We start from the raw sequence: 19,315 nt of genomic DNA on the forward strand, positions 1-19,315 counted from the left end.
AAAAAAGTAGTATAATAGGTAGTATTCTATCCCATTCAACCATCCTTTTTATTAAAAAGTTTCTGGTTGAACCATGTCTATTATATCATTCGAACGTTACTTCTATATTAAAGGTATATTACATCTTTATTTTTAAAAAGAAAAGTACAAGTGCCCTGGTCCGCGGTGTAAGGCCTAGAGCCTGAAGCTGGACAATTTTCAAGATTGAAATTTATACTTACCTTTTACAAAAGAAAGGAGCTTGTTATGCTGCCTCGATACTATACAGTGAAACAAACGGGAAAAAATGAAATCAACATCCAAAAGTCCCGTTTTATTGCCCATATTAAACGCGCCGAATCAGAAAATGAAGCTCAGGAATTCATTCAAACCATAAAAAAACAGCATTGGAACGCCACACACAACTGCTCCGCCTATCTCATCGGCGAGCATGACCAAATTCAGAAGGCCAATGATGACGGCGAGCCAAGCGGAACCGCTGCCGTTCCAATGCTTGAAGTGTTAAAAAAAAGAAAGCTGAAGGATACGGTTGTCGTGGTTACCCGCTATTTTGGTGGGATTAAATTAGGTGCTGGCGGGCTTATACGTGCATACGGCAAAGCAACATCAGAGGGATTAGACGCAGTTGGCATCGTCGAACGGAAGCTTGCACAGATTATCCACGTGAAAATTGACTATACCTGGCTTGGGAAAATTGAAAAAGAGGTCCGTGCCTCCGAGTATAAAATAAAAGATATTCATTATTTAGATACCGTTGAAGTTGAGGTTTATGTTGCAGAAGACCTTGTCCAACCATTTATGGATTGGATGGTCGAACTTACCAATGGCCAATGCGACATGAAAAAGGGTGACAAGCTTTATCTTGAGGAAGACTATGTACGAGAAACATAAGAAAATAAAAATTTTAAGGGTCTCACAAAAATGAGCCCCTTTTTATTATGACCGGTTTTTATCTGTAGAGGTTTTTAAAGTGTGAAGCATGTTTAAAAGCGGGCGATAGTTTTGTCCCATTAATCCAATTTTTTCAGCAATGATTTCAATTAATAAGATGATAATTCCTATTAAGACAATTGCCCCACCGATCCTTGCTTGGGAAAAGATAACCGCTACCATTCCAAAGAATGCCGCCATTGCGTAAATAAGTAAAACCGTTTGTCTATGTGTGTAACCCATTCGAAGCATACAGTGATGCAAGTGGGATTTATCCGGCGCCGACAAGGGTTGTTTATTGATAATCCTTCTAATGATTGCAAAAATGGTGTTAGAAATGGGTACTCCTAAAATGAGAACCGGAATGACAAAGGAAATAAAAGTTACATTTTTAAATCCAAGAAGCGATAGGACAGAAATGATAAATCCTAAAAAAAGTGCTCCGGTATCCCCCATAAAGATACTTGCCGGATGGAAATTGTAAATCAAAAAACCGAGTGTACTCGCAAGCACGATCGAACCGACTGCAACTACGTAAATATTCCCCTGAATTAGTGCCATGCCTGAAATGGTAATTAAGGCAATCGAAGAAACCCCAGCAGCCAATCCATCAAGGCCATCAATTAAGTTGATTGCATTCGTAATCCCAACAATCCAAAGTATTGTTAAAGGAATACTTAAAAAACCAAATTGAAGCTGGCCACCAAACGGCAAGTTTATAAACACCATTTGCAGGTTACCTAAAAAAACAATACTACAGGCGGCAGCTAATTGACCAAGCAGCTTATACTTTGCCGGCAATTCAAACAAATCATCGCAAATTCCTGTCACAATAATGATGATACATCCGATTAAAATAGCAAAAGAGTATTGATTTTCAGGTCTCAAAAGAATAATCCCAACCATAAAACTAATAAATATTGCTAAGCCACCGAGTCTCGGCATAATCGATTGATGCACTTTTCGCTGATTCGGTCGGTCCGTTGCACCAATGACAAAGGCTAATTTCTTTATAAACGGTGTAACTAGAATGGAGACCACAAAACATACTATCAAGGTAAGATAAAGCATTAAACATCCTCCTTGTTAGTCAGTTTGTCCAATAAAGAGAAAACAAAATCAAAGAAAAAAACGGAAAGTCGTGAAATTAAAATTTTGGTAACCCTTTATCACTTATCTTTCTTTCCTCTAAGATTATTTAGTGCTAAATTTTTTCCTAATATAAATGGAATATAATTATTAATAAACATGCAAATTGGGATTAACAGCACAATTGATCCTAAAGTGAAGGCTAAACCTAATAAATTGGGATTATTTATTTTTAGATGTAATCTTTCTAAAACCACTTTATTAATAAAATTAAACCCAAAACTGATGTGTAATCCTAGCAGGATAAGAGAGTTTTTTCCTAAAAAATTGATCAAAGATATGCTGGAAAGAAATTGAGATATATAGATGATGAATAATATGGCAACAACTGCCCATGAAACGGTAACAATATAGGTAGTTAAATTTGATGGTAAGTTTAAAATCCCATTCAAAATCTCCACTACATTAGGATAAATGCTTGGATAAATCAATAATACAATATACACAACCGAGGAGATAATTAACCTAATTGAAGTTCTTAATCTAGTTCCCAATATTTCTTTATTTTTAATAAATTGACCCAGCCCAAAATATAAAATATAGTAAAGGGTTTGGTCAAAGCTCCAAGGTAAAATATTTCCCCCTGCTAGGACATCAAGACTTGAAATAGCAAAAAAGCTTGTAGCCAGGACTATAAACAGTCTAAAGTAATCATTTTTTACGTATTTTGTTACAAAGAAATAAATAACTTCCATGGTAAATAACGAAGTCAAAAACCATAACGGATCGTCAAAATAAATATTATTACGGCGTGAATACATTAGTGAATCGAAAAATGCCTTAATATTTATTGGCTCTTGTAGGAAAAATCTAAGAAGCACAAGAGAGATAATCGCAAAGCTAATATATGGTACTAGTAATGATTTACATTTTGAAATCAATAATTCAATAAATCGCGGATACTTTTTTATCGAAAATAAATAACCAGAAATAAAAAAGAAAAGCGGCATATGAAAAGCGTAAATTTGACCTCTTAAATTATTGTCAATCATTGTGTGGCCAATAATCACTAAAAATATACCTACACCTTTACATGCATCAATCCATTGTACCCTTTGTGAAACGGACAATCAGTTTTCCCCCTTCCGTAAAGTAAATCTAAAAGAAAAACCTTTTCTAGAATAACATGAAAAATCACATGCTGATATCCTTTTTAGGACTTTTCTTATTATTTATCGATTTTTACTTTTGAAACGTAAAATTTGTAAATAATCATTTTTAATATTTTCATTTTTTTAAAAAACAAAAAAGCCTTAAGAACGAAGGTTCTTAAGACTTTTATCAATCATTACCGATTTCTAATGTTTATTGGCTTGAAGCCCTTCATAAAATTCAAGAGTGGTTTATAATCATCTCGGACCAATCCTATTTTTTCAACAATGACCTCAATAACGATTAATAAAACCAGAATCATGATTAACGATCCCCAAACAGTTGCTTGTGAGAAAATGAACGCAGCAAGACCAAACACAGATGCCATTGCATAAATTAACAAGACCGTTTGACGATGAGAAAAGCCACTTCTTAATAAGCAGTGATGTAGATGAGATTTGTCCGGTGCTGATAACGGCTGCTTATTGACAAGGCGTCGAATAATCGCAAAAAATGTATCCGAAATTGGCACACCTAGTATAATTACGGGAATAATCAATGAAATGAAAGTAACATTTTTATAGCCAAGGAGTGATAATACCCCAATCATATAACCAAGATATAATGCTCCAGTATCGCCCATAAAAATCTTAGCGGGATGAAAATTATAAAAAAGGAATCCTACTGTACTTGCAGCAACAATTAATGCCATTACCGTTACATAGGCATTACCCATAACAAAGGACATACCCGCAATGGTAATAAGTGCTATGGTGGAAACTCCACCTGCTAACCCATCTAAACCATCAATAAGATTAATTGCATTGGTGATGCCAATAATCCAAATCATAGTAAACGGTATACTTAAATATCCAAAATCAATGATTCCACCAAATGGAAGATTGATGAACTCAACTTTTAGACCACCGTATATAACTACAACTGCTGCGGCAGCAATTTGCCCAAATAATTTTAACTTTGGTGAAATTTCCTTCACATCGTCAAGCATTCCTGTCAGGATAATAATGATACTGCCAATTACGATTGGCAAATGATATTCATCTGCAGGATGAAAGATTAAAATTCCAATGATAAAACTTAAAAAAATGGCTAAGCCACCTAATCTAGGCATGATGCGAGAATGTACTTTTCTCTGGTTTGGTTTATCCGTTGCGCCAATCATAAATGCCAGTTTTTTTACCAGCGGGGTTAAGAGTATTGCCGAAAAAAAACAGATTACTAGAGTTAGATAAAACATAAGCCCCTCCATATTTACGAACCCATTATTGTAAGGTTTTAGTTATTAGATCATTACATCAATGTTGCCGGGGTAAATTTGCATCCTATAGGATTATAGCATAGGCATTTTAATAAATAAACACCCACTTATTTCAAATATTTCCTATTAATCAAAACTATTATTGTTAAAACTAGGAAAATAGTTAATGAAACAGCCAAAACCTTTGCCATTTCCACAGTTGCGTTCCCTTCATAAATTGGACAAATTTCTGCATATTACAGCCTTTCAAAGTCGATTCATGCTAACAATGATATAGACGTGTTTAACTTTGGGAAAGTTTCAGTTATGGAAAGGAATACACTAAAAGAATCTCATTAAAATTTTTCCCTAAAGAAAATAAAAATGCCTCTATCTTTTCATCAAACAGGAAAGAGACATTTTTTATATACTAGCCTCTGCCAAATCGGCCTTTAAGTTTCCCAACAAACATCTGCAAAACATCATCCTTGGTCATAATTAAAATTAATCCGTATAGAATACCATTCACACCGACAATTGCCAAAAATAACGGAATAGGCCCTGACACAAAATGCCGGATGCCATATGTTACAGGAATAAAAAGAAGTGCATAAAATAGATACTTTAATTTGCTTATCTCGAATAATCGGAAATTAACTTTTAAGAACTTACGTATATACCCATACTCTAAAAAAACAAGTAAAAGGTTGGAAATTGTGGTGGTAATAATGGCATTGGTAGGAGTGAAAATATCCAATTTTATTAAAGCAATATTCGAAATAAGATTAATCAATCCGCAAAGGAACAAAAGTCTCACCAGTATATGTTCTTTCTTTTTCATATAAATGACCTGGTTAGAAAGAATGGAGTCGAGTCCGATCGCGACCATATAAATCGAGAAAACGCTTAAAACGGATGCTGCATTGACGAAATCCTTTCCTCCATATATAAATACTGCCACATCAGACAATAGGAATAACCCTACTGCTGCGGGAAATAAAAAGGATAAATACACCTTTGAAATATTATTGAGTAGGGTGTGGTAAGATTTTTCATCATTCGATCCAAGTATGTGCGATAATCTTGGAATAGTAACTTGTATAACACTTAACATCAATGTATTAATTATACCCATTATCTGCTGGGGGATAACATAAAGAGAAACTGCCTTTGAATTTACATACTCCCCAAGCATATACCGGTCCAAAAGAGTATAAAGGACATTGGCATTCGAGAAAATGACAACTAAAAACATCGGCCTTAAATGCTTAACAATACTAATATTTTTAAAATCAAATTTCACTTTTCTCTTTATATAAATAAAACTAATAACATTATTTAAAAACGCAGAAATAACCAACAAAATCGCATAATGATGATAGTCCGTTGATGATTTAACAAAAATAAAAATCAATACAACGTAGATACTTCTTACCACTATCGTTTTAATGGTAATAAAGTCATAGCTTTCCATTGCTTCATTAACCCATTCCACATAAAACATATTCACAATCAAATTAAATCCGAAAATTAATAAGAGCGGATAGAAAACGGTATCTCCATACTTAAAAAAACTAAAGCCAAAATAAAAGAGCAATGCGGCAACACCAGTAACGGAACTGATTGTAAATAAACTTGTAAATAGCTGGCTGACCTTTTGTTTATCGTCTTTAATCCTGCTCATTTCCCGTAAGCCATATTGGTATACTCCAAAGCTGGCAAAAATAAAGAAATAGCTGTAAATGGATTCGACGAATTGAACATTACCAATTGATTTCGGGCCTAATGCCCTATTCACATAAGGTCCCACCAGAATTGGGATGATTAAGTTAAAAACATTTAATAATACCTTATAGAGAATATTTTTAAATAATGATTTTTTCATATAACTGCCCTTCTGGTAACGAAAAGTTGTTATTGCTTTTAAACAGTAAATAAATATGCCCTTGTGTTGTCTTTAAATGGGAGGATTGCGATATCCTGATCAGCAAAATTCCAATTCTCGTCTTTAATCATATAAGTTGGTCCATAATTATCAACTAAATACTGATGATAGTCTTTGGGTATTGGGAACTGTTCCCCTTTGAAATCTATCCAGGTGGTTTTCTCAAAAGTCACATATACCTTTTTTACGTTGAGTCCTGTTACAAGTGTATGTTCAGGAAGCCTTTGGTAAATTGAATGTTCACCTTCTTCAAGTGAAAAACAATGTATTTTATCAGCCACATCGTCAGAATAATAATAAAACACATCGAGGTTCACACCTTTATAAAGGTACGTTTCCTCAACAATTTTCTCATTCATCCAGAATTCGCGTGACTTTTCAAAGCCTTTCTTAATCATTAATCTTTCAAATTTTTTGGCATCATCATTTCCCGTAAAAAAGGTGGCAACATCAATATCAGCGTCATGGCCAATAAAGTCCTTCTCACGGACCGCTCCAAGCAATGTCCCATAATCAAGCCAGAATTCTCGTTTTATTTCTTGAAATGCCTCTTTTACAAGCAATAGGCTTTCTAAGCCATATGTATGGACAGATTCTCGTTTCTCCGCCTCTACTTTATCTCGATAATGCTGATTTATTTTTAATAATATCGGGTTTGCTCTCAGTGCTTTGTAAATTCCTTTGTTTCGAAAATAGGATTTCATTTTCTCAAATGTTGTACTCAACCCAATTCCTCCTTTTGTTTATCTATTTTAAAAAAGAACTGATATGTAATATCAGTTCTTATCAGTGGCTTCCTCTAAATACGCCGCTAAAGCTTCTTTCCAATCGCGAAGAGGTGTTAAACCTTGTTCCGTGATTTTTTTCTTACTTAGCACCGAATAGTTTGGACGTGCAGCTGGGCGTGGAAATTGATCACTCGTTAGGGGATTCACGATCACCTTCAAACTAGCTTGCTTAAAAATCTCAACCGCAAACTCATACCATGAACAAACACCGCTGTTAGTCGCATGATAAATTCCGTATTTGTCCGTTTCCATTAGCTCAACCATAAACGTTGCTAAATCCACAGTGTAGGTTGGTGATCCAACCTGGTCATGGACAACGCCTACTTCCCCGCGTTCAGCCCCAAGACGAATCATGGTCTTAACGAAGTTATTTCCATGAATACCAAATACCCAGGCAGTTCGAACGATAAAGAATTCTTTTAAGTTTCTTTGCAGCAGTTCTTCACCGGCTAATTTCGTTCGGCCATAGGCTCCTATAGGCTTAGTTTGCTGTTCCACTTCATAGGGCTCTGAAGCCGAACCGTCAAAGACATAGTCCGTACTAACATAAAGCATTTTGGCGCCTATTTGTGCTGCGGCTTTAGCAAGATACTCCGTACCAGAGGCATTGATTTGATACGCAAGCTTCTCATTTTCTTCTGCTGCATCCACATTTGTATAGGCTGCACAATGAAGAATAACGTCTGGCTTTACTTCACTAATAAAGGCTAAAACGTTTAATTCGTTGGTAATATCCAATTTAGTACGGTCAGTACCAATTACTTCATGATTTTTTCTCACTAATTCTAACACTACATCTTGTCCAAGCTGACCTGCAGCCCCGGTTACAACAACCCTCATTATTCTACTCCTAATCGGTCGCCATATTGGGATTTAACATACTCTTGATATTCACCAGAGATGATATTTTCCCACCATTCCTGATTATTCAAATACCAATTAATCGTTTGCTCAATGCCTGTTTCAAAATTATATTTTGGCGACCAGCCTAGCTCTGTACGAAGCTTTGTTGCATCAATTGCATAACGGCGGTCGTGACCTGGACGATCCTGAACAAACTTCATTAATGATTCAGGTTTGTTAAGATGCTTTAGAATCGTTTTGACGATATCGATATTCGTCCGCTCGTTATTTCCACCCACATTGTACACTTCGCCGTTGCGTCCCTTATGAAGTACAAGATCAATTGCCTGGCAATGATCTTCGACATGAAGCCAGTCCCGAATATTCAGGCCATCCCCGTAAATTGGTAATTCTTTATCGTTAAGGGCATTAATAATCATCAATGGAATTAGCTTCTCAGGGAAATGATACGGTCCATAGTTATTTGAGCAGCGTGTAATGTTCACGGGCAGATCAAATGTTTCATGGTAGGCACGAACAAGCAAGTCTGCACTGGCTTTACTTGCACTGTAAGGGCTGTTTGCCGCTAACGGTGTTTCTTCTGTGAAGTAACCTGTTTCACCTAAAGTACCATATACTTCATCAGTTGATACTTGCAGGTATTTTGTAACATTATACGTTTTGGCTGCATCCAAAAGAGCAAGTGTGCCTTGGATGTTTGTTTGAACAAAGATACCAGGGTCGGTAATACTGCGGTCAACGTGAGATTCAGCAGCAAAATTTATGACATAATCAAACTTTTCCTTTTTAAATAACCCTTGAACAAATTCACGGTCAGCAATATCACCACGAACAAACTTATAGTTGGGTGCATTTTCGATATCCTTTAAATTTTCAAGATTACCAGCATACGTTAATAAATCAAGGTTAACAATTTGATAATTTGGATATTTATTTACCATGTAGCGGACGAAATTACTGCCAATAAAACCAGCACCGCCTGTAATTAATAACTTCATGTTTTTCCTCCTATTTCTCGAACACAAAATTGAGCTGTGTTGCTTCGCTTAATTTTGGATGCTTCGTATCTTTATCTGAAAGAATTGGATTTGTTGTCGGCCAATCAATCCCTAAATCTGGGTCATTCCAAAGAATGCCGCCATCATGCTCAGGTGAGTAATATTCATCCACTTTATAGGCCACAGTGGTGTCAGGCACCAAGGTGCAAAAACCGTGAGCAAACCCCTTAGGTACAAGAAGCTGACGTTTATTATGTTCACTAAGAATAACCCCAACCCATTCTCCATATGTAGGTGAACCCTTGCGAATATCCACAGCAACATCATAAATTGCACCTGTTACGCAGCGAACGACTTTTGTTTGTGCCTTTGGATTCAGCTGAAAGTGCAGGCCCCTTAGCGTACCAACTGGGGCCGACAAGGACTGGTTATCCTGTATAAAGTCATAATGCAATCCGAGTGATTCAAATAGATCCTTATTATAGCTTTCCATAAAATACCCACGGTGATCACCAAATACCTTCGGCTCTAAAATCTTTACACCCAATAATTTCGTTTCAATTACATTCATGTTTTTACCTCACTTATGAATTACTGACCTTGATTAGCAATCTTGATTAAGTATTGACCATATTGATTTTTCTTTAAAGGCTCAGCAAGTTCAATTAACTTTTTATTTGAAATATAACCCATTTTGTAGGCAATCTCTTCAAGGCAAGCAATTTTTAAAGATTGTCTCTTTTCAACTGTTTCAATAAACTGTGATGCTTCTAATAAAGAGGCATGCGTTCCAGTGTCAAGCCATGCGTAGCCGCGGCCAAGAAGCTCCACACTTAGCTCCCCCATTTCAAGGTATGCCTTATTGATATCAGTAATTTCAAGCTCACCTCGTGGGGATGGCTGAATGTTTTTCGCAATATTTACAACACGATTGTCATAAAAATAAAGACCTGTAACAGCATAATTCGATTTTGGAATGTCTGGCTTTTCTTCAATCGATACCGCTTTGCCTTGATCATCAAATTCAACCACGCCGAATCTTTCTGGGTCGTTTACATAATAACCGAAAACAGTTGCACCTGTTTCCCGGGCAGTAGCTTTTCTTAATAAATCAGTTAATCCATGTCCATAAAAAATATTATCACCAAGCACTAATGCGACGCTATCATCAGCGATAAACTCATCACCTAAAATAAATGCTTGTGCTAACCCGCCAGGATCCGGCTGGATTTTATATGTAAAATTCATTCCTAAATCAGAACCATCACCTAAGATTTGTTCGAATCGCGCTGTATCCTCCGGTGTAGAGATAATCAGAATATCTTTAATACCCGCTAACATTAATACGGATAGTGGATAATAGATCATCGGTTTATCATAAACAGGCAATAATTGTTTTGATACGACTTTTGTTAACGGATAAAGTCTTGTACCACTGCCACCTGCCAGTATAATACCTTTCACTAAAGCCAACTCCTCTTTTTTAATTTTTCAACCTTCACTATTATAAAGAACGATGTCATAAAAAGACAAATAAGAGACAAATCGTTACAAAAACTTAATTTAGTGTTTGAAACCAACAATAGCCGAAATAGTGCCTAACCTGCCTTTTAGCTGTGTGGATAAAGAACGCTTTTTCATTCCGGTGACATTACCACCATGACGTACATATTTCATTAAAGCTTGATTAATAAAAACAATTTTCTTCTTTTTCTTCATACAAACAAGTGCAATCCATTGATCGTGCATTTCAATTTTCTTAGGAAACGGCAGAATGGACGGCACTAAATCCTTTCTAAATGCCATAAATGCTCCCGTATAGGCGTTTTTTAAAATATTCCCAAAAATTCCTTGGTTTATGTTATTGTGGTTATAATTATTCCATGATGGGTCAAGGACCTGTAAATCTCCATCAACTACGACAGCATCGTGGAACACAAGATCCGCCTTTTTTTCCTCAAATGCATGTAAAACTACTTCCACTTTATTATCTTCCCACAAATCATCCTGGTCACATAGAAAAAGGATATCTCCTGTTGCAAAAGATATCGCCTTTTCAAAGCTCTTAATTGCACCTAAATTATTTTCATTAATATGGACCTGCACTCTTCTTCCATAGGTTTCCCTAATCACTTCAACCGTGTTATCCTTTGAACGGTCATCTATAATAATAATTTCATCGTCGGGACCAAGCTGCTTCAACACTGTATCAAGCTGACGAACAACAAATTGCGCTCCATTATATGTTGCCATACAAACAGATATCTTCATTTGCAAAAACTCCCTCTTATATAGAAAAAAGCCGTTTAAGTGTGTACATCGCAATTTTCTTGTTTTTCACAGTTAGCACTTGTTTAAGGAAGCGCTTAGCGAGCTGGGCCCGATAGGATGGAAACAAGTCTTTTTTAAAATTTTGATAAAAATTGTATTCTGCATCCAAAATACTTTGATACCGTTTTAGTGGGACTCGACTATAATCCATAACTGACAGCTCGTGTTCAAGAACAACATCCAGTACCAAAACCTTCTTCCCTCTTGCATAAATCTCAAAAAACAACCAATGATCCAAATAGTCTAATGGAAATACTTCATTAAAACCATTTAGCTCGTTTAAAAAACCCACTCGGATTAAAGCTCCAGAATTAATCGCCATAACTGGCCTCTTCTCCTGAATTCCAGATTTAGGCGGTTCCTCCTGCAGTGGGCGTAAAGAATGACTGTATACAGGTGAGATCATCTTATTTTCACTACAAATTTTGGGTACAACAGCTGCAATATCACTAGATACATCAGGCACATTTAGAACCTCAATTAAATAATCGTCTGTCAAATCAGTATCATGATCAAGTAACAGAAGCCACTGACTGCCATTTTCCTTAGCCACAGCCCAAGCATAATTATAGGCTGCAGCGATTCCCAAATTTCGCGGGTCATGATTATATGAGATATGTATCCCCTCATAATTAAGGGGCGAGAAGTCTTGTTTCACAGGACTATTATCATAAAGAATCAATTCAATTTCGTTGAATAACTCTTTTTTCGAAAACAATGATGACTTTAACGTCCGAAATGTTTTACTTTCTTCAGGCTTTTGCTTATAAAAGACGATGACCATCGTTATTTTCATAATAATTCCTCTTTTAAACTTAATTCTCTCTTATTTTGAGAAGCCACGAGCAAAATTAAGAAGAAACTGATGCCAATGGGATTGTTAATAAATGGATTGATGTTCGTTAATAATAAAATACCCATAAAAACTGCCAACAACGAAACATCTAGAGATGTAAGCTTTTGACCCTTTTTATAAGCAATATAATAATTGTAATAAATCATTAAAAATAGAAATGCCCAAGTTGCGAATCCAATTAACCCTTGCTCCAATAAAATATCAAGAAAGCTCATTTCAATTCCGGTAATTCTACCTGCAATTTCTGTTCCATATCCAGTTCCAACGATGAGATTTGTCGGGTGGACTAGTAATTCTTTTGAAGCAGTAATAAATTCCATTCGGGCATTAACACTGACATCATTCACTTCCGTCTTTACCTGACTGCCTTTTTTACTACTTGATACAGTATGGTTAGACGGAGCTTCATCAACAACTGCCACTTCAAAACGCTCCAATGTCATATATTTATATAAGAATGGCACTGCCAACAATATGAGTAAAGAAATGGCAAACTTTCTAATAAACTGCGGGGACTGGATCAATTTTTTAATTTTCCTTGATAATCCTTTTATTGGGTCGACAATCACTTTGACATCCAGAATAATAATCAAGAATACACTTAGCATAAATGCGAGTAAAAACCCTCTTGTTTCTGACCATAGAACAGAAATTGAACCTATTATGACAAGCGTAAAATTCAGTTTACTGTAATCTCTGTTCAATAGATCATTTAGTGCAATAATGAGACCGACTAACACGAAAAAATGGCTTTTATAGAATACACTTTTACTTGGCCTAAAGAATAAATCATCGTTCATCAGCCAGTTCATAAAGTCATAATAAGGTTTGAAATCTGCCGCAAAAATTGTTTTCCCCAATAAAGAAACGACAATCGTAAAAATCGCCACCACTACTGCGCTATACTTCAATATAGTGATAATTCGCCCGATTGAAAAGCGTTCCTTTGAAATATAGTAAGCTAAAGGGAAATAGAGGACAAAATAGGAAACCCTAAAGAAGTCCGTAATAATAGCTCCCAGCGGATGCCCATTTAAGAAGCCAACAATACTGCTGAACACAAACCAGCCAATTAAGGCATACACCCCAATTGTTACCGGGTTAAACCTAAAGAAGGTGTTTACTTCTTTATTAAATATTGCCTTTTCCTTCAGAATTCGATACAAAAAAACTGCTAACAAAAGAAGAAATAATACCTGACGAATGGAGATCACTCCAAAATCAATCAGCCTTCCTCCACCGCCTACAAATACCTCGATAAAAAAGATTGTTAATAATCCCTTTTCAAATTTATTCATAATACTAACCCTCTCCTACCACCTTGCATGTCACTTTTTCGACTCTATTCAATATTCGCCTGAAAAAATAACATATATTTTCTCTTTATTATCATTAATAATTGAAGCTTTTATTAAATAAGCTTTTTCCATTTACCCAGAAATTTAAAACCATCTCCAGCCCCACTTATTGAAATATTGATACATAGATTTCATAAAAATCTTAAATAATCTGGAGTTTTTATGGGAACCTCGCTCATAATAATGCACCACTTTTGAAAAAGGTGAATAAACTATCCGCTTCTTCCGTTTCTTCAGCTCAACGCATAGATCGTAATCTTCAAAGTACATAAAATAGCGGTCATCAAATCCGCCAACTTCCTTGAAGTCGTCTCCTCTTAATAGCATAAAACATCCGGAACCAATCCGAATATCTTGTTCTCGGTCATCGGGAATATCTCTAAGTTCGTAAGTGGCCAGCCTCTTCTCAAACATTTTTTTCACAAATTGAAATGGCACAAACCTTAAGAAATAATCAAAGACAGACACACGATCGCGCATCAGATGCTGAGGCGTCCCATCTGAATTTAAAACCTTTGGGACTAACAAAGAAATCGATTCATCCTGTTCTATTCGTTCCAACATTTTTAGCAGATCTTCCCTTACTAAAATAATGTCCGGGTTAAACACTAAAAAGAACTTTTCATTAGCATGTAATAAATTATAATTGTGGCCAAAACCAAAGCCGTTATTCTCATGGTAAAAGGTAATATCGGCCATATCCTGATATTTCTTTAACTGATTTTTATATTCTTCATTTGAATTATTATCAAAAATCACCAGGCGAAATTGATCGTCCTGACCAAATTCCCTTTTAAGATTTTCAAGTACTTTAAAGATGTGTTTACTGTTATATGTCACAATACTAATTGCAACTTTTGCATTAGACATTTTTTCACACTCTTTCATTACATATTGTGTTATTGTAACGCGCTTCATCATTTTTCGTCTATTTTTATAGGAAATGTGATTCCTTGGTTCATCATATATGAATATTTTTAAACAACGCAATACCATTCATTCAATTATTAAGGTTGAACAATAAAACATTCGACAAATATTAACAAAAAAATCCTTTCAATTGTCGTAACAAAACTAAATTATAGCATCATTATGTAAAAAACTGTACTTTTATTGGACAAATTTTTTATTTCCTGTTGAACAAAATACCTATGGAGATTATAATTTTTAATGTAATGTCCTTATTTTAATCCAATATCTCTAAAGAAGGGAATTAATATTATAAATGAATAATTCGAGATTAGATAGAAAAAAAGGGCCTAAAAAGAAGGCAAAGTGGCCCCGTATTACCTTATTTACCATTTTGATTTTACTGGTTGGTGGCGGGGTTTATTTTTATAACGTCTATAGCAATGTTGCAAAAGCTGTTGATAAAATGAACAAACCAATTTCACGAGAGGTTTCTAAGAAGCGGGTTGAAAAAGTTGAATTCCACCAAAAGGATCCGATTTCAATCTTGATGGTCGGTGTTGACGAACGCGAGAAAGATAGTGGCCGTACAGATTCCATCCTTGTACTAACAGTTAACCCTGAAAAGAAATCTACAAAAATATTAAGTATTCCCCGTGATACTCGGACAAAGCTTATCAGCTCAGACAATAAAGGCGGAAAGGTTCGGATTGAAAAAATAAACCATGCGTATGCCTACGGTGGAATTGAAGAGACGATTGATACTGTTGAATACTTTTTAAACACACCAATTGATTACTACGTTGAAGTGAATATGCAAGGTTTTAGGGATATTGTAAATGCTGTCGGTGGAATTGATGTGGATAATAAATATGCTTTTGAATTAGATGGTACGTACCTACCAAAAGGTCCCATGCATTTAATGGGGGAAAAGGCGCTCCAGTATGCACGGATGAGAAAGGATGACCCACGCGGTGATTTTGGACGTGAAGAAAGACAACGTGAGGTTATTTCTAAAATTATCGACAAAGGAAAGTCATTTTCTACTTTGACAAAATACAATGATATTCTTGAAGCGTTAGAAAATAATATTAAAACGAATCTAACCCTAAATGATATGGTTGGCATTCAATCGACCTATAAACCTGCGGCTGAAACCTTGGAAAAACTTGAAATCCCCGGATGGGGCGGAATGCTTGATGGCGGCTGGTATTTCTTTGTAAGTGATGAGGAAAGGCAGGCACTTTCTGATCAATTACGCGAGCAGCTTGGTCTTCCATCCGCGCCTGTTGAAAAAATGTACATGAATAAAGAAAATAAAGATAATATGTCTGCCAGTTAAATTAGTAATATAAAAAAACTCCTTTATTAGTAAATAATAAAGGAGTTTTTTTGATATGCGGTCAATTAACTTTTTAGTTGCCATCCTGCCTTCTCTTTGATTGCATTAGAAAAGGTAAGCATTAATATGAAAAAGGTAATTCCTATTGGATTATTCAGGAAGGGATTAATATTGGTCAAAAGCACGACCCCGACAAACACGCCTATTAATGAACGGTCAATTGTTGGGATGTCCTTGCCTTGTTTATATGCGCGATAATAATTGTATATAACTATAGCACATAGAAATAACCAGATGGCTAAACCAATCGCTCCCTGCTCCACCCAAATATCAAGGAAGCTCATTTCAATTCCATTAATCCTGCCGGCAATCGAAGTTCCATAACCTTTACCAAAAATAAAATGAACAGGATTCCCCAACAAAATATCCTTCGAGTCTTTTAGAAATTCAATCCTAGCACCCACACTTGTATCATTCACTGCTCCATTATTAGCAGCATTTGTGCTTTGTTCAAATCGTTCCAACGTCAAATATTGATATAAGAATGGTACGGAGAAGGTAATGACCAATAACACCACTGATTTTTTTACCAATTGCGTGCTTCTCCATATCGTTTTGATTTTATTAGTAATTCCTCTTACAGGATCACTAATGGCAATGACATCAATGACGACAATCATAAAAACACTGACCATGAGGGCGACAAAAAATCCTCTGGTATCCGACCAAAAAATTGAAATAAAGCATAGCGGAATATTAAAAATATCAACTTTTGAAAACTGTTTTGATAATACAGCATTTATCGAAAGGACCAAACCAACAAACACGTAGAAATGACTCTTATAAAACACACTGTGACTCCGTCTAAATAATAAGTCATCATTCATTATCCGAATCCAAAATTGTTTAAACACTTCAAAATCGGAACTATAAATCGTCTTACCTAACACAGCAAGCAATATAGTGAAGATGGCAACAGCGAGGGCACAATATTTTATGATGGTGATAATTCTCTTCTTGGTAAACCTTTCCTCCGAAACATAATAAGCTAATGGAAAATAGGCTGCAAAAAAGGATACCCTCAAAAAGTCAGTTACAATATAGGAAGGTGAATTTCCGTTACTATACCCAATTACAGCACTGACGACAAACCAACCAATAAGCATATAGATTCCGACTGTGATTGAATCTCTACGTACAAATGTATTAAGAACTGTATTGGTATAGGCTTTTTCTTTCATAATGCGAAAAAGAAATGTTAGTATTAATAATAAAAATAAAACTTGACGAATGGAAAGGACTCTAAAATCAATCAAACGCCCTCCACCGCCAACAAAAAGTTCAATAAAAAAAACTGTTAGTAATATTTTTTCAAATTTATTCATTAGTGCAATTCCTCTCTCGAAATAGTACGAAAGGTTTATACTCCGTCAATAAAATCCTTTATGAGAGATAAGATTTTCTTGTTTCCACTTTCAAAGCGGGCAGGCTGAAAGATTTCAACACGGCGAATAACATCGGCTAAATCCATCGGTTCATTCCAATATAGGATATGTCCGGTTTCCTTAAACTGTTTGACAATCTCCAACTGGTGGTCGTCATTATGTTCACTGTATTTTATCAATCTTGGAACAGCAATAACCTTTTTCCCCATTTTCATCCCCATCGTAATCGAACCTGTACCACCGTGCGTTATGATATAGTTTGCTTTCTTATATAAATCTCCCATCCGTTCATAGGTGGTAAAATCAAAAATTGTCATGTTTTTTGACTTATATTTCGTATGACCTGCCTGAACAACTACTTCCTCATTAATATTCCCTACCTCAATTTGCTTGTCAATTTCCTTCAACAGGCGGTCAAAGGAAAGTTCATGAGTTCCTAAAACTACTAATATCAATAGATTGACCCTCCATAGACAGCATTGGGATAATGTTTCTTCATTTCCTCCCATTGAACAATGAATAAATCAGCTATTGGATAAACAAGCTTTCCTGATAGCGTTGGCGTGGACGTTTTTGCAAAGCTCTCAATGAATATGACCTTTTTTCGAAATAACTTTGCAATGTAACAGGTTGGCACTGCCGTATGGGCACCTGTAGTTACTATTACATCTGGATTTTCCCTTATAAAATAATAGAAAGATTTAAAAATATTATAGCCAAACTTAAAGAAATATCTAAATAAATAGTTTCTTGCACCGTATGCCAAAAACGACATATGGTATTTCTTGCTTAAGTCCTCTGTTATAATCGACCTTTCTGTAACAATATGGTAATCACATTCAGCAAAAAGTGGCTTTAACTGGAGTAATTGCGTTAAATGACCACCTAATGAAGAGATAAATAATACTTTTTTTCTTTTTTCTGTTCGATTATTCATATATCCTACCCTCCAGTAGGAAAATAGACTTCCATAACCCGATTGAGTATGTATTCCTGGTCGTTTTCCTCTGCTTTTTTAAATCCATTTTTTATTAATTTGCTTCTTATTTCTTCAGATGCAAGAACTTGGCTAATTGAATTCGCCAAGTCACTTGAATTTTTTGCAGATACGATTTCCCCCGCCCCTCCCGCCAACAATGTTTTTAGGCCGCCAACATTTGTACCAATAACCGGTGTTCCACATGCCATGGCTTCCAACGCGACAAGTCCAAATCCTTCAATATGGGCAGGGAGCACAAGACAGTCCGCAGCACACATCCAAACAGCTATTTCCGGCTGTTCCTTTGTATCAAGAATGGTCACCATATTTTGCAAATGAAAGTCCATTATTTTATTTTCAATGAATCGTTTGAAATTCGGATCCTTCTCGGCACCAATTATAACCAACTGAACATCTGTATCTCTTTCATGAACAAGCCTTGCTGCTTCAATCAGTTCTATTAATCCTTTTTGTTCTAGCAAATTTCCAACAAAGAGAATGATTTTTGCATCTTTCTCTAGCCAGCATTGTTCTCTTGCCGCCCCCATATCTATAGGCTTAAAAATTTCACGGTTCACACCCATGTTCAGAATAGAAACATTCTGCTGCTTTACGGAAAATTTAGTCACGATTTCATGATGAAGCTCGTTCCCGACGGCAATTACGTGATCCGCTTGCTGCAAAATAGACTTAGTAAGTTGAAATAGTCTTTTGTTCCTTTTCGCCATTTTATCAATATCACCGCCATGTGCAGTGACAATCAGCCTTTTCTTAAATAATTTTTTAAAAAGGAGTCCTAGATAGCCGCTTGGAAAAACATAGTGAGCGTGAATCACATCGTATGAACGTCCTTTTATACCAAGTATCCAAATAGTTTTTATTAACCAGCTTAAGTATTTTGTAAAGACATTCACTTTCCCATTGTTGGGATTGGTGATGGCTACTACATCGACAAGAACATTTCTCCTTGTTATAGCATCGACTTGATTCTTAACAAAAATACCAAAACTCTTATGTTTCGCGCTTGGATACATATTCGTTATCACAAGTACTTTTTTATTACTCATTTCT

19 protein-coding genes are annotated in these 19,315 nt (G+C 35.7%); 2 read left to right on the forward strand and 17 right to left on the reverse strand.

The features are described from left to right. The first annotated feature begins 246 nt into the window (after positions 1 to 246). The gene (locus tag RCG19_RS05955; protein ID WP_308110042.1) at positions 247 to 891 is read left to right on the forward strand and encodes a YigZ family protein; all 645 of its coding nucleotides are present in this window, start codon (positions 247 to 249) and stop codon (positions 889 to 891) included. A gap of 45 nt (positions 892 to 936) precedes the next feature. On the opposite strand, the gene RCG19_RS05960 is transcribed toward RCG19_RS05955, so the two are convergent. The 13 genes from RCG19_RS05960 to RCG19_RS06020 all read right to left on the reverse strand — a co-directional run bounded on the left by RCG19_RS05960 (position 937) and on the right by RCG19_RS06020 (position 14,439). Beyond that, the gene (locus RCG19_RS05960; RefSeq protein ID WP_308110043.1) at positions 937 to 2,001 is read right to left on the reverse strand and encodes a glycosyltransferase family 4 protein; all 1,065 of its coding nucleotides are present in this window, start codon (positions 1,999 to 2,001) and stop codon (positions 937 to 939) included. A gap of 98 nt (positions 2,002 to 2,099) precedes the next feature. Further along, on the reverse strand, positions 2,100 to 3,149 hold the full coding sequence (locus RCG19_RS05965; protein ID WP_308110044.1) for an acyltransferase family protein: 1,050 nt from the start codon (positions 3,147 to 3,149) through the stop codon (positions 2,100 to 2,102). A 218-nt stretch (positions 3,150 to 3,367) separates the two neighbouring features. Continuing rightward, on the reverse strand, positions 3,368 to 4,429 hold the full coding sequence (locus RCG19_RS05970) for a glycosyltransferase family 4 protein (RefSeq protein WP_308110045.1): 1,062 nt from the start codon (positions 4,427 to 4,429) through the stop codon (positions 3,368 to 3,370). A 430-nt stretch (positions 4,430 to 4,859) separates the two neighbouring features. Then, positions 4,860 to 6,314, reverse strand: a complete 1,455-nt coding sequence (locus tag RCG19_RS05975; RefSeq protein WP_308110046.1) for an oligosaccharide flippase family protein — start codon at positions 6,312 to 6,314, stop codon at positions 4,860 to 4,862. Between the two features lie 38 nt (positions 6,315 to 6,352). Further along, positions 6,353 to 7,099 (reverse strand): LicD family protein, encoded by a 747-nt coding sequence (locus tag RCG19_RS05980; protein WP_308110047.1) that lies wholly within the window; start codon positions 7,097 to 7,099, stop codon positions 6,353 to 6,355. Between the two features lie 51 nt (positions 7,100 to 7,150). After that, positions 7,151 to 8,002 carry a dTDP-4-dehydrorhamnose reductase gene (gene rfbD, locus RCG19_RS05985; RefSeq protein WP_308110048.1) on the reverse strand — a complete coding sequence of 284 codons (852 nt, stop codon included), beginning with the start codon at positions 8,000 to 8,002 and terminating at the stop codon, positions 7,151 to 7,153. Continuing rightward, the gene (rfbB, locus tag RCG19_RS05990; RefSeq protein WP_308110050.1) at positions 8,002 to 9,024 is read right to left on the reverse strand and encodes a dTDP-glucose 4,6-dehydratase; all 1,023 of its coding nucleotides are present in this window, start codon (positions 9,022 to 9,024) and stop codon (positions 8,002 to 8,004) included. Before rfbB ends, rfbD begins: the two co-directional genes overlap by 1 nt. A 10-nt stretch (positions 9,025 to 9,034) precedes the next feature. Beyond that, complete coding sequence (gene rfbC / locus RCG19_RS05995) at positions 9,035 to 9,595, reverse strand: dTDP-4-dehydrorhamnose 3,5-epimerase (RefSeq protein WP_308110051.1); 561 nt, start codon at positions 9,593 to 9,595, stop codon at positions 9,035 to 9,037. 20 nt (positions 9,596 to 9,615) lie between these two features. After that, positions 9,616 to 10,488 carry a glucose-1-phosphate thymidylyltransferase RfbA gene (gene rfbA / locus RCG19_RS06000; protein WP_308110052.1) on the reverse strand — a complete coding sequence of 291 codons (873 nt, stop codon included), beginning with the start codon at positions 10,486 to 10,488 and terminating at the stop codon, positions 9,616 to 9,618. Positions 10,489 to 10,587: 99 nt separating this feature from the next. Next, complete coding sequence (locus RCG19_RS06005) at positions 10,588 to 11,295, reverse strand: glycosyltransferase (RefSeq protein ID WP_308110053.1); 708 nt, start codon at positions 11,293 to 11,295, stop codon at positions 10,588 to 10,590. A 16-nt stretch (positions 11,296 to 11,311) separates the two neighbouring features. After that, positions 11,312 to 12,151 carry a glycosyltransferase gene (locus tag RCG19_RS06010; protein WP_308110054.1) on the reverse strand — a complete coding sequence of 280 codons (840 nt, stop codon included), beginning with the start codon at positions 12,149 to 12,151 and terminating at the stop codon, positions 11,312 to 11,314. Then, positions 12,148 to 13,509: a hypothetical protein gene (locus RCG19_RS06015; RefSeq protein ID WP_308110055.1), complete on the reverse strand. Its 1,362-nt coding sequence runs from the start codon at positions 13,507 to 13,509 to the stop codon at positions 12,148 to 12,150. Before RCG19_RS06015 ends, RCG19_RS06010 begins: the two co-directional genes overlap by 4 nt. A 144-nt stretch (positions 13,510 to 13,653) precedes the next feature. Continuing rightward, positions 13,654 to 14,439 carry a glycosyltransferase family 2 protein gene (locus tag RCG19_RS06020; protein ID WP_308110056.1) on the reverse strand — a complete coding sequence of 262 codons (786 nt, stop codon included), beginning with the start codon at positions 14,437 to 14,439 and terminating at the stop codon, positions 13,654 to 13,656. Between the two features lie 355 nt (positions 14,440 to 14,794). Here RCG19_RS06020 and RCG19_RS06025 point away from each other — a divergent pair, with 355 nt between their 5' ends. Then, positions 14,795 to 15,820: an LCP family glycopolymer transferase gene (locus RCG19_RS06025; protein WP_308110057.1), complete on the forward strand. Its 1,026-nt coding sequence runs from the start codon at positions 14,795 to 14,797 to the stop codon at positions 15,818 to 15,820. 65 nt (positions 15,821 to 15,885) lie between these two features. Here the strand turns inward: RCG19_RS06025 and RCG19_RS06030 are convergent, their stop codons facing one another. Genes RCG19_RS06030 through RCG19_RS06045 form a run of 4 tightly spaced genes read right to left on the reverse strand, consistent with a single transcriptional unit; the run spans position 15,886 to position 19,311 of the window. Continuing rightward, positions 15,886 to 17,205: an O-antigen ligase family protein gene (locus tag RCG19_RS06030; protein WP_308110058.1), complete on the reverse strand. Its 1,320-nt coding sequence runs from the start codon at positions 17,203 to 17,205 to the stop codon at positions 15,886 to 15,888. Between the two features lie 35 nt (positions 17,206 to 17,240). Continuing rightward, on the reverse strand, positions 17,241 to 17,720 hold the full coding sequence (gene pssE, locus RCG19_RS06035; protein ID WP_308110059.1) for a PssE/Cps14G family polysaccharide biosynthesis glycosyltransferase: 480 nt from the start codon (positions 17,718 to 17,720) through the stop codon (positions 17,241 to 17,243). Continuing rightward, positions 17,717 to 18,202: a PssD/Cps14F family polysaccharide biosynthesis glycosyltransferase gene (pssD, locus tag RCG19_RS06040; protein WP_308110060.1), complete on the reverse strand. Its 486-nt coding sequence runs from the start codon at positions 18,200 to 18,202 to the stop codon at positions 17,717 to 17,719. Before pssD ends, pssE begins: the two co-directional genes overlap by 4 nt. Before the next feature lie 5 nt (positions 18,203 to 18,207). After that, positions 18,208 to 19,311 (reverse strand): glycosyltransferase, encoded by a 1,104-nt coding sequence (locus tag RCG19_RS06045; RefSeq protein WP_308110061.1) that lies wholly within the window; start codon positions 19,309 to 19,311, stop codon positions 18,208 to 18,210. Positions 19,312 to 19,315: the final 4 nt, after the last annotated feature.

Origin of the sequence: Neobacillus sp. OS1-2, from assembly GCF_030915505.1 — a bacterium.
Lineage (GTDB): Bacteria > Bacillota > Bacilli > Bacillales > Cytobacillaceae > Neobacillus.

What these genes read in the sequence shown, in the direction of transcription:
- RCG19_RS05955 (WP_308110042.1), top strand. Translation starts at nt 247, where the DNA reads ATGCTGCCTCGATACTATACAGTGAAACAAACGGGAAAAAATGAAATC.
- RCG19_RS05960 (WP_308110043.1), bottom strand. Translation starts at nt 2,001, where the DNA reads ATGCTTTATCTTACCTTGATAGTATGTTTTGTGGTCTCCATTCTAGTT.
- RCG19_RS05970 (WP_308110045.1), bottom strand. Translation starts at nt 4,429, where the DNA reads ATGTTTTATCTAACTCTAGTAATCTGTTTTTTTTCGGCAATACTCTTA.
- RCG19_RS05975 (WP_308110046.1), bottom strand. Translation starts at nt 6,314, where the DNA reads ATGAAAAAATCATTATTTAAAAATATTCTCTATAAGGTATTATTAAAT.
- rfbD (WP_308110048.1), bottom strand. Translation starts at nt 8,002, where the DNA reads ATGAGGGTTGTTGTAACCGGGGCTGCAGGTCAGCTTGGACAAGATGTA.
- rfbB (WP_308110050.1), bottom strand. Translation starts at nt 9,024, where the DNA reads ATGAAGTTATTAATTACAGGCGGTGCTGGTTTTATTGGCAGTAATTTC.
- rfbC (WP_308110051.1), bottom strand. Translation starts at nt 9,595, where the DNA reads ATGAATGTAATTGAAACGAAATTATTGGGTGTAAAGATTTTAGAGCCG.
- RCG19_RS06005 (WP_308110053.1), bottom strand. Translation starts at nt 11,295, where the DNA reads ATGAAGATATCTGTTTGTATGGCAACATATAATGGAGCGCAATTTGTT.
- RCG19_RS06010 (WP_308110054.1), bottom strand. Translation starts at nt 12,151, where the DNA reads ATGAAAATAACGATGGTCATCGTCTTTTATAAGCAAAAGCCTGAAGAA.
- RCG19_RS06015 (WP_308110055.1), bottom strand. Translation starts at nt 13,509, where the DNA reads ATGAATAAATTTGAAAAGGGATTATTAACAATCTTTTTTATCGAGGTA.
- RCG19_RS06020 (WP_308110056.1), bottom strand. Translation starts at nt 14,439, where the DNA reads ATGTCTAATGCAAAAGTTGCAATTAGTATTGTGACATATAACAGTAAA.
- RCG19_RS06025 (WP_308110057.1), top strand. Translation starts at nt 14,795, where the DNA reads ATGAATAATTCGAGATTAGATAGAAAAAAAGGGCCTAAAAAGAAGGCA.
- RCG19_RS06030 (WP_308110058.1), bottom strand. Translation starts at nt 17,205, where the DNA reads ATGAATAAATTTGAAAAAATATTACTAACAGTTTTTTTTATTGAACTT.
- pssD (WP_308110060.1), bottom strand. Translation starts at nt 18,202, where the DNA reads ATGAATAATCGAACAGAAAAAAGAAAAAAAGTATTATTTATCTCTTCA.
- RCG19_RS06045 (WP_308110061.1), bottom strand. Translation starts at nt 19,311, where the DNA reads ATGAGTAATAAAAAAGTACTTGTGATAACGAATATGTATCCAAGCGCG.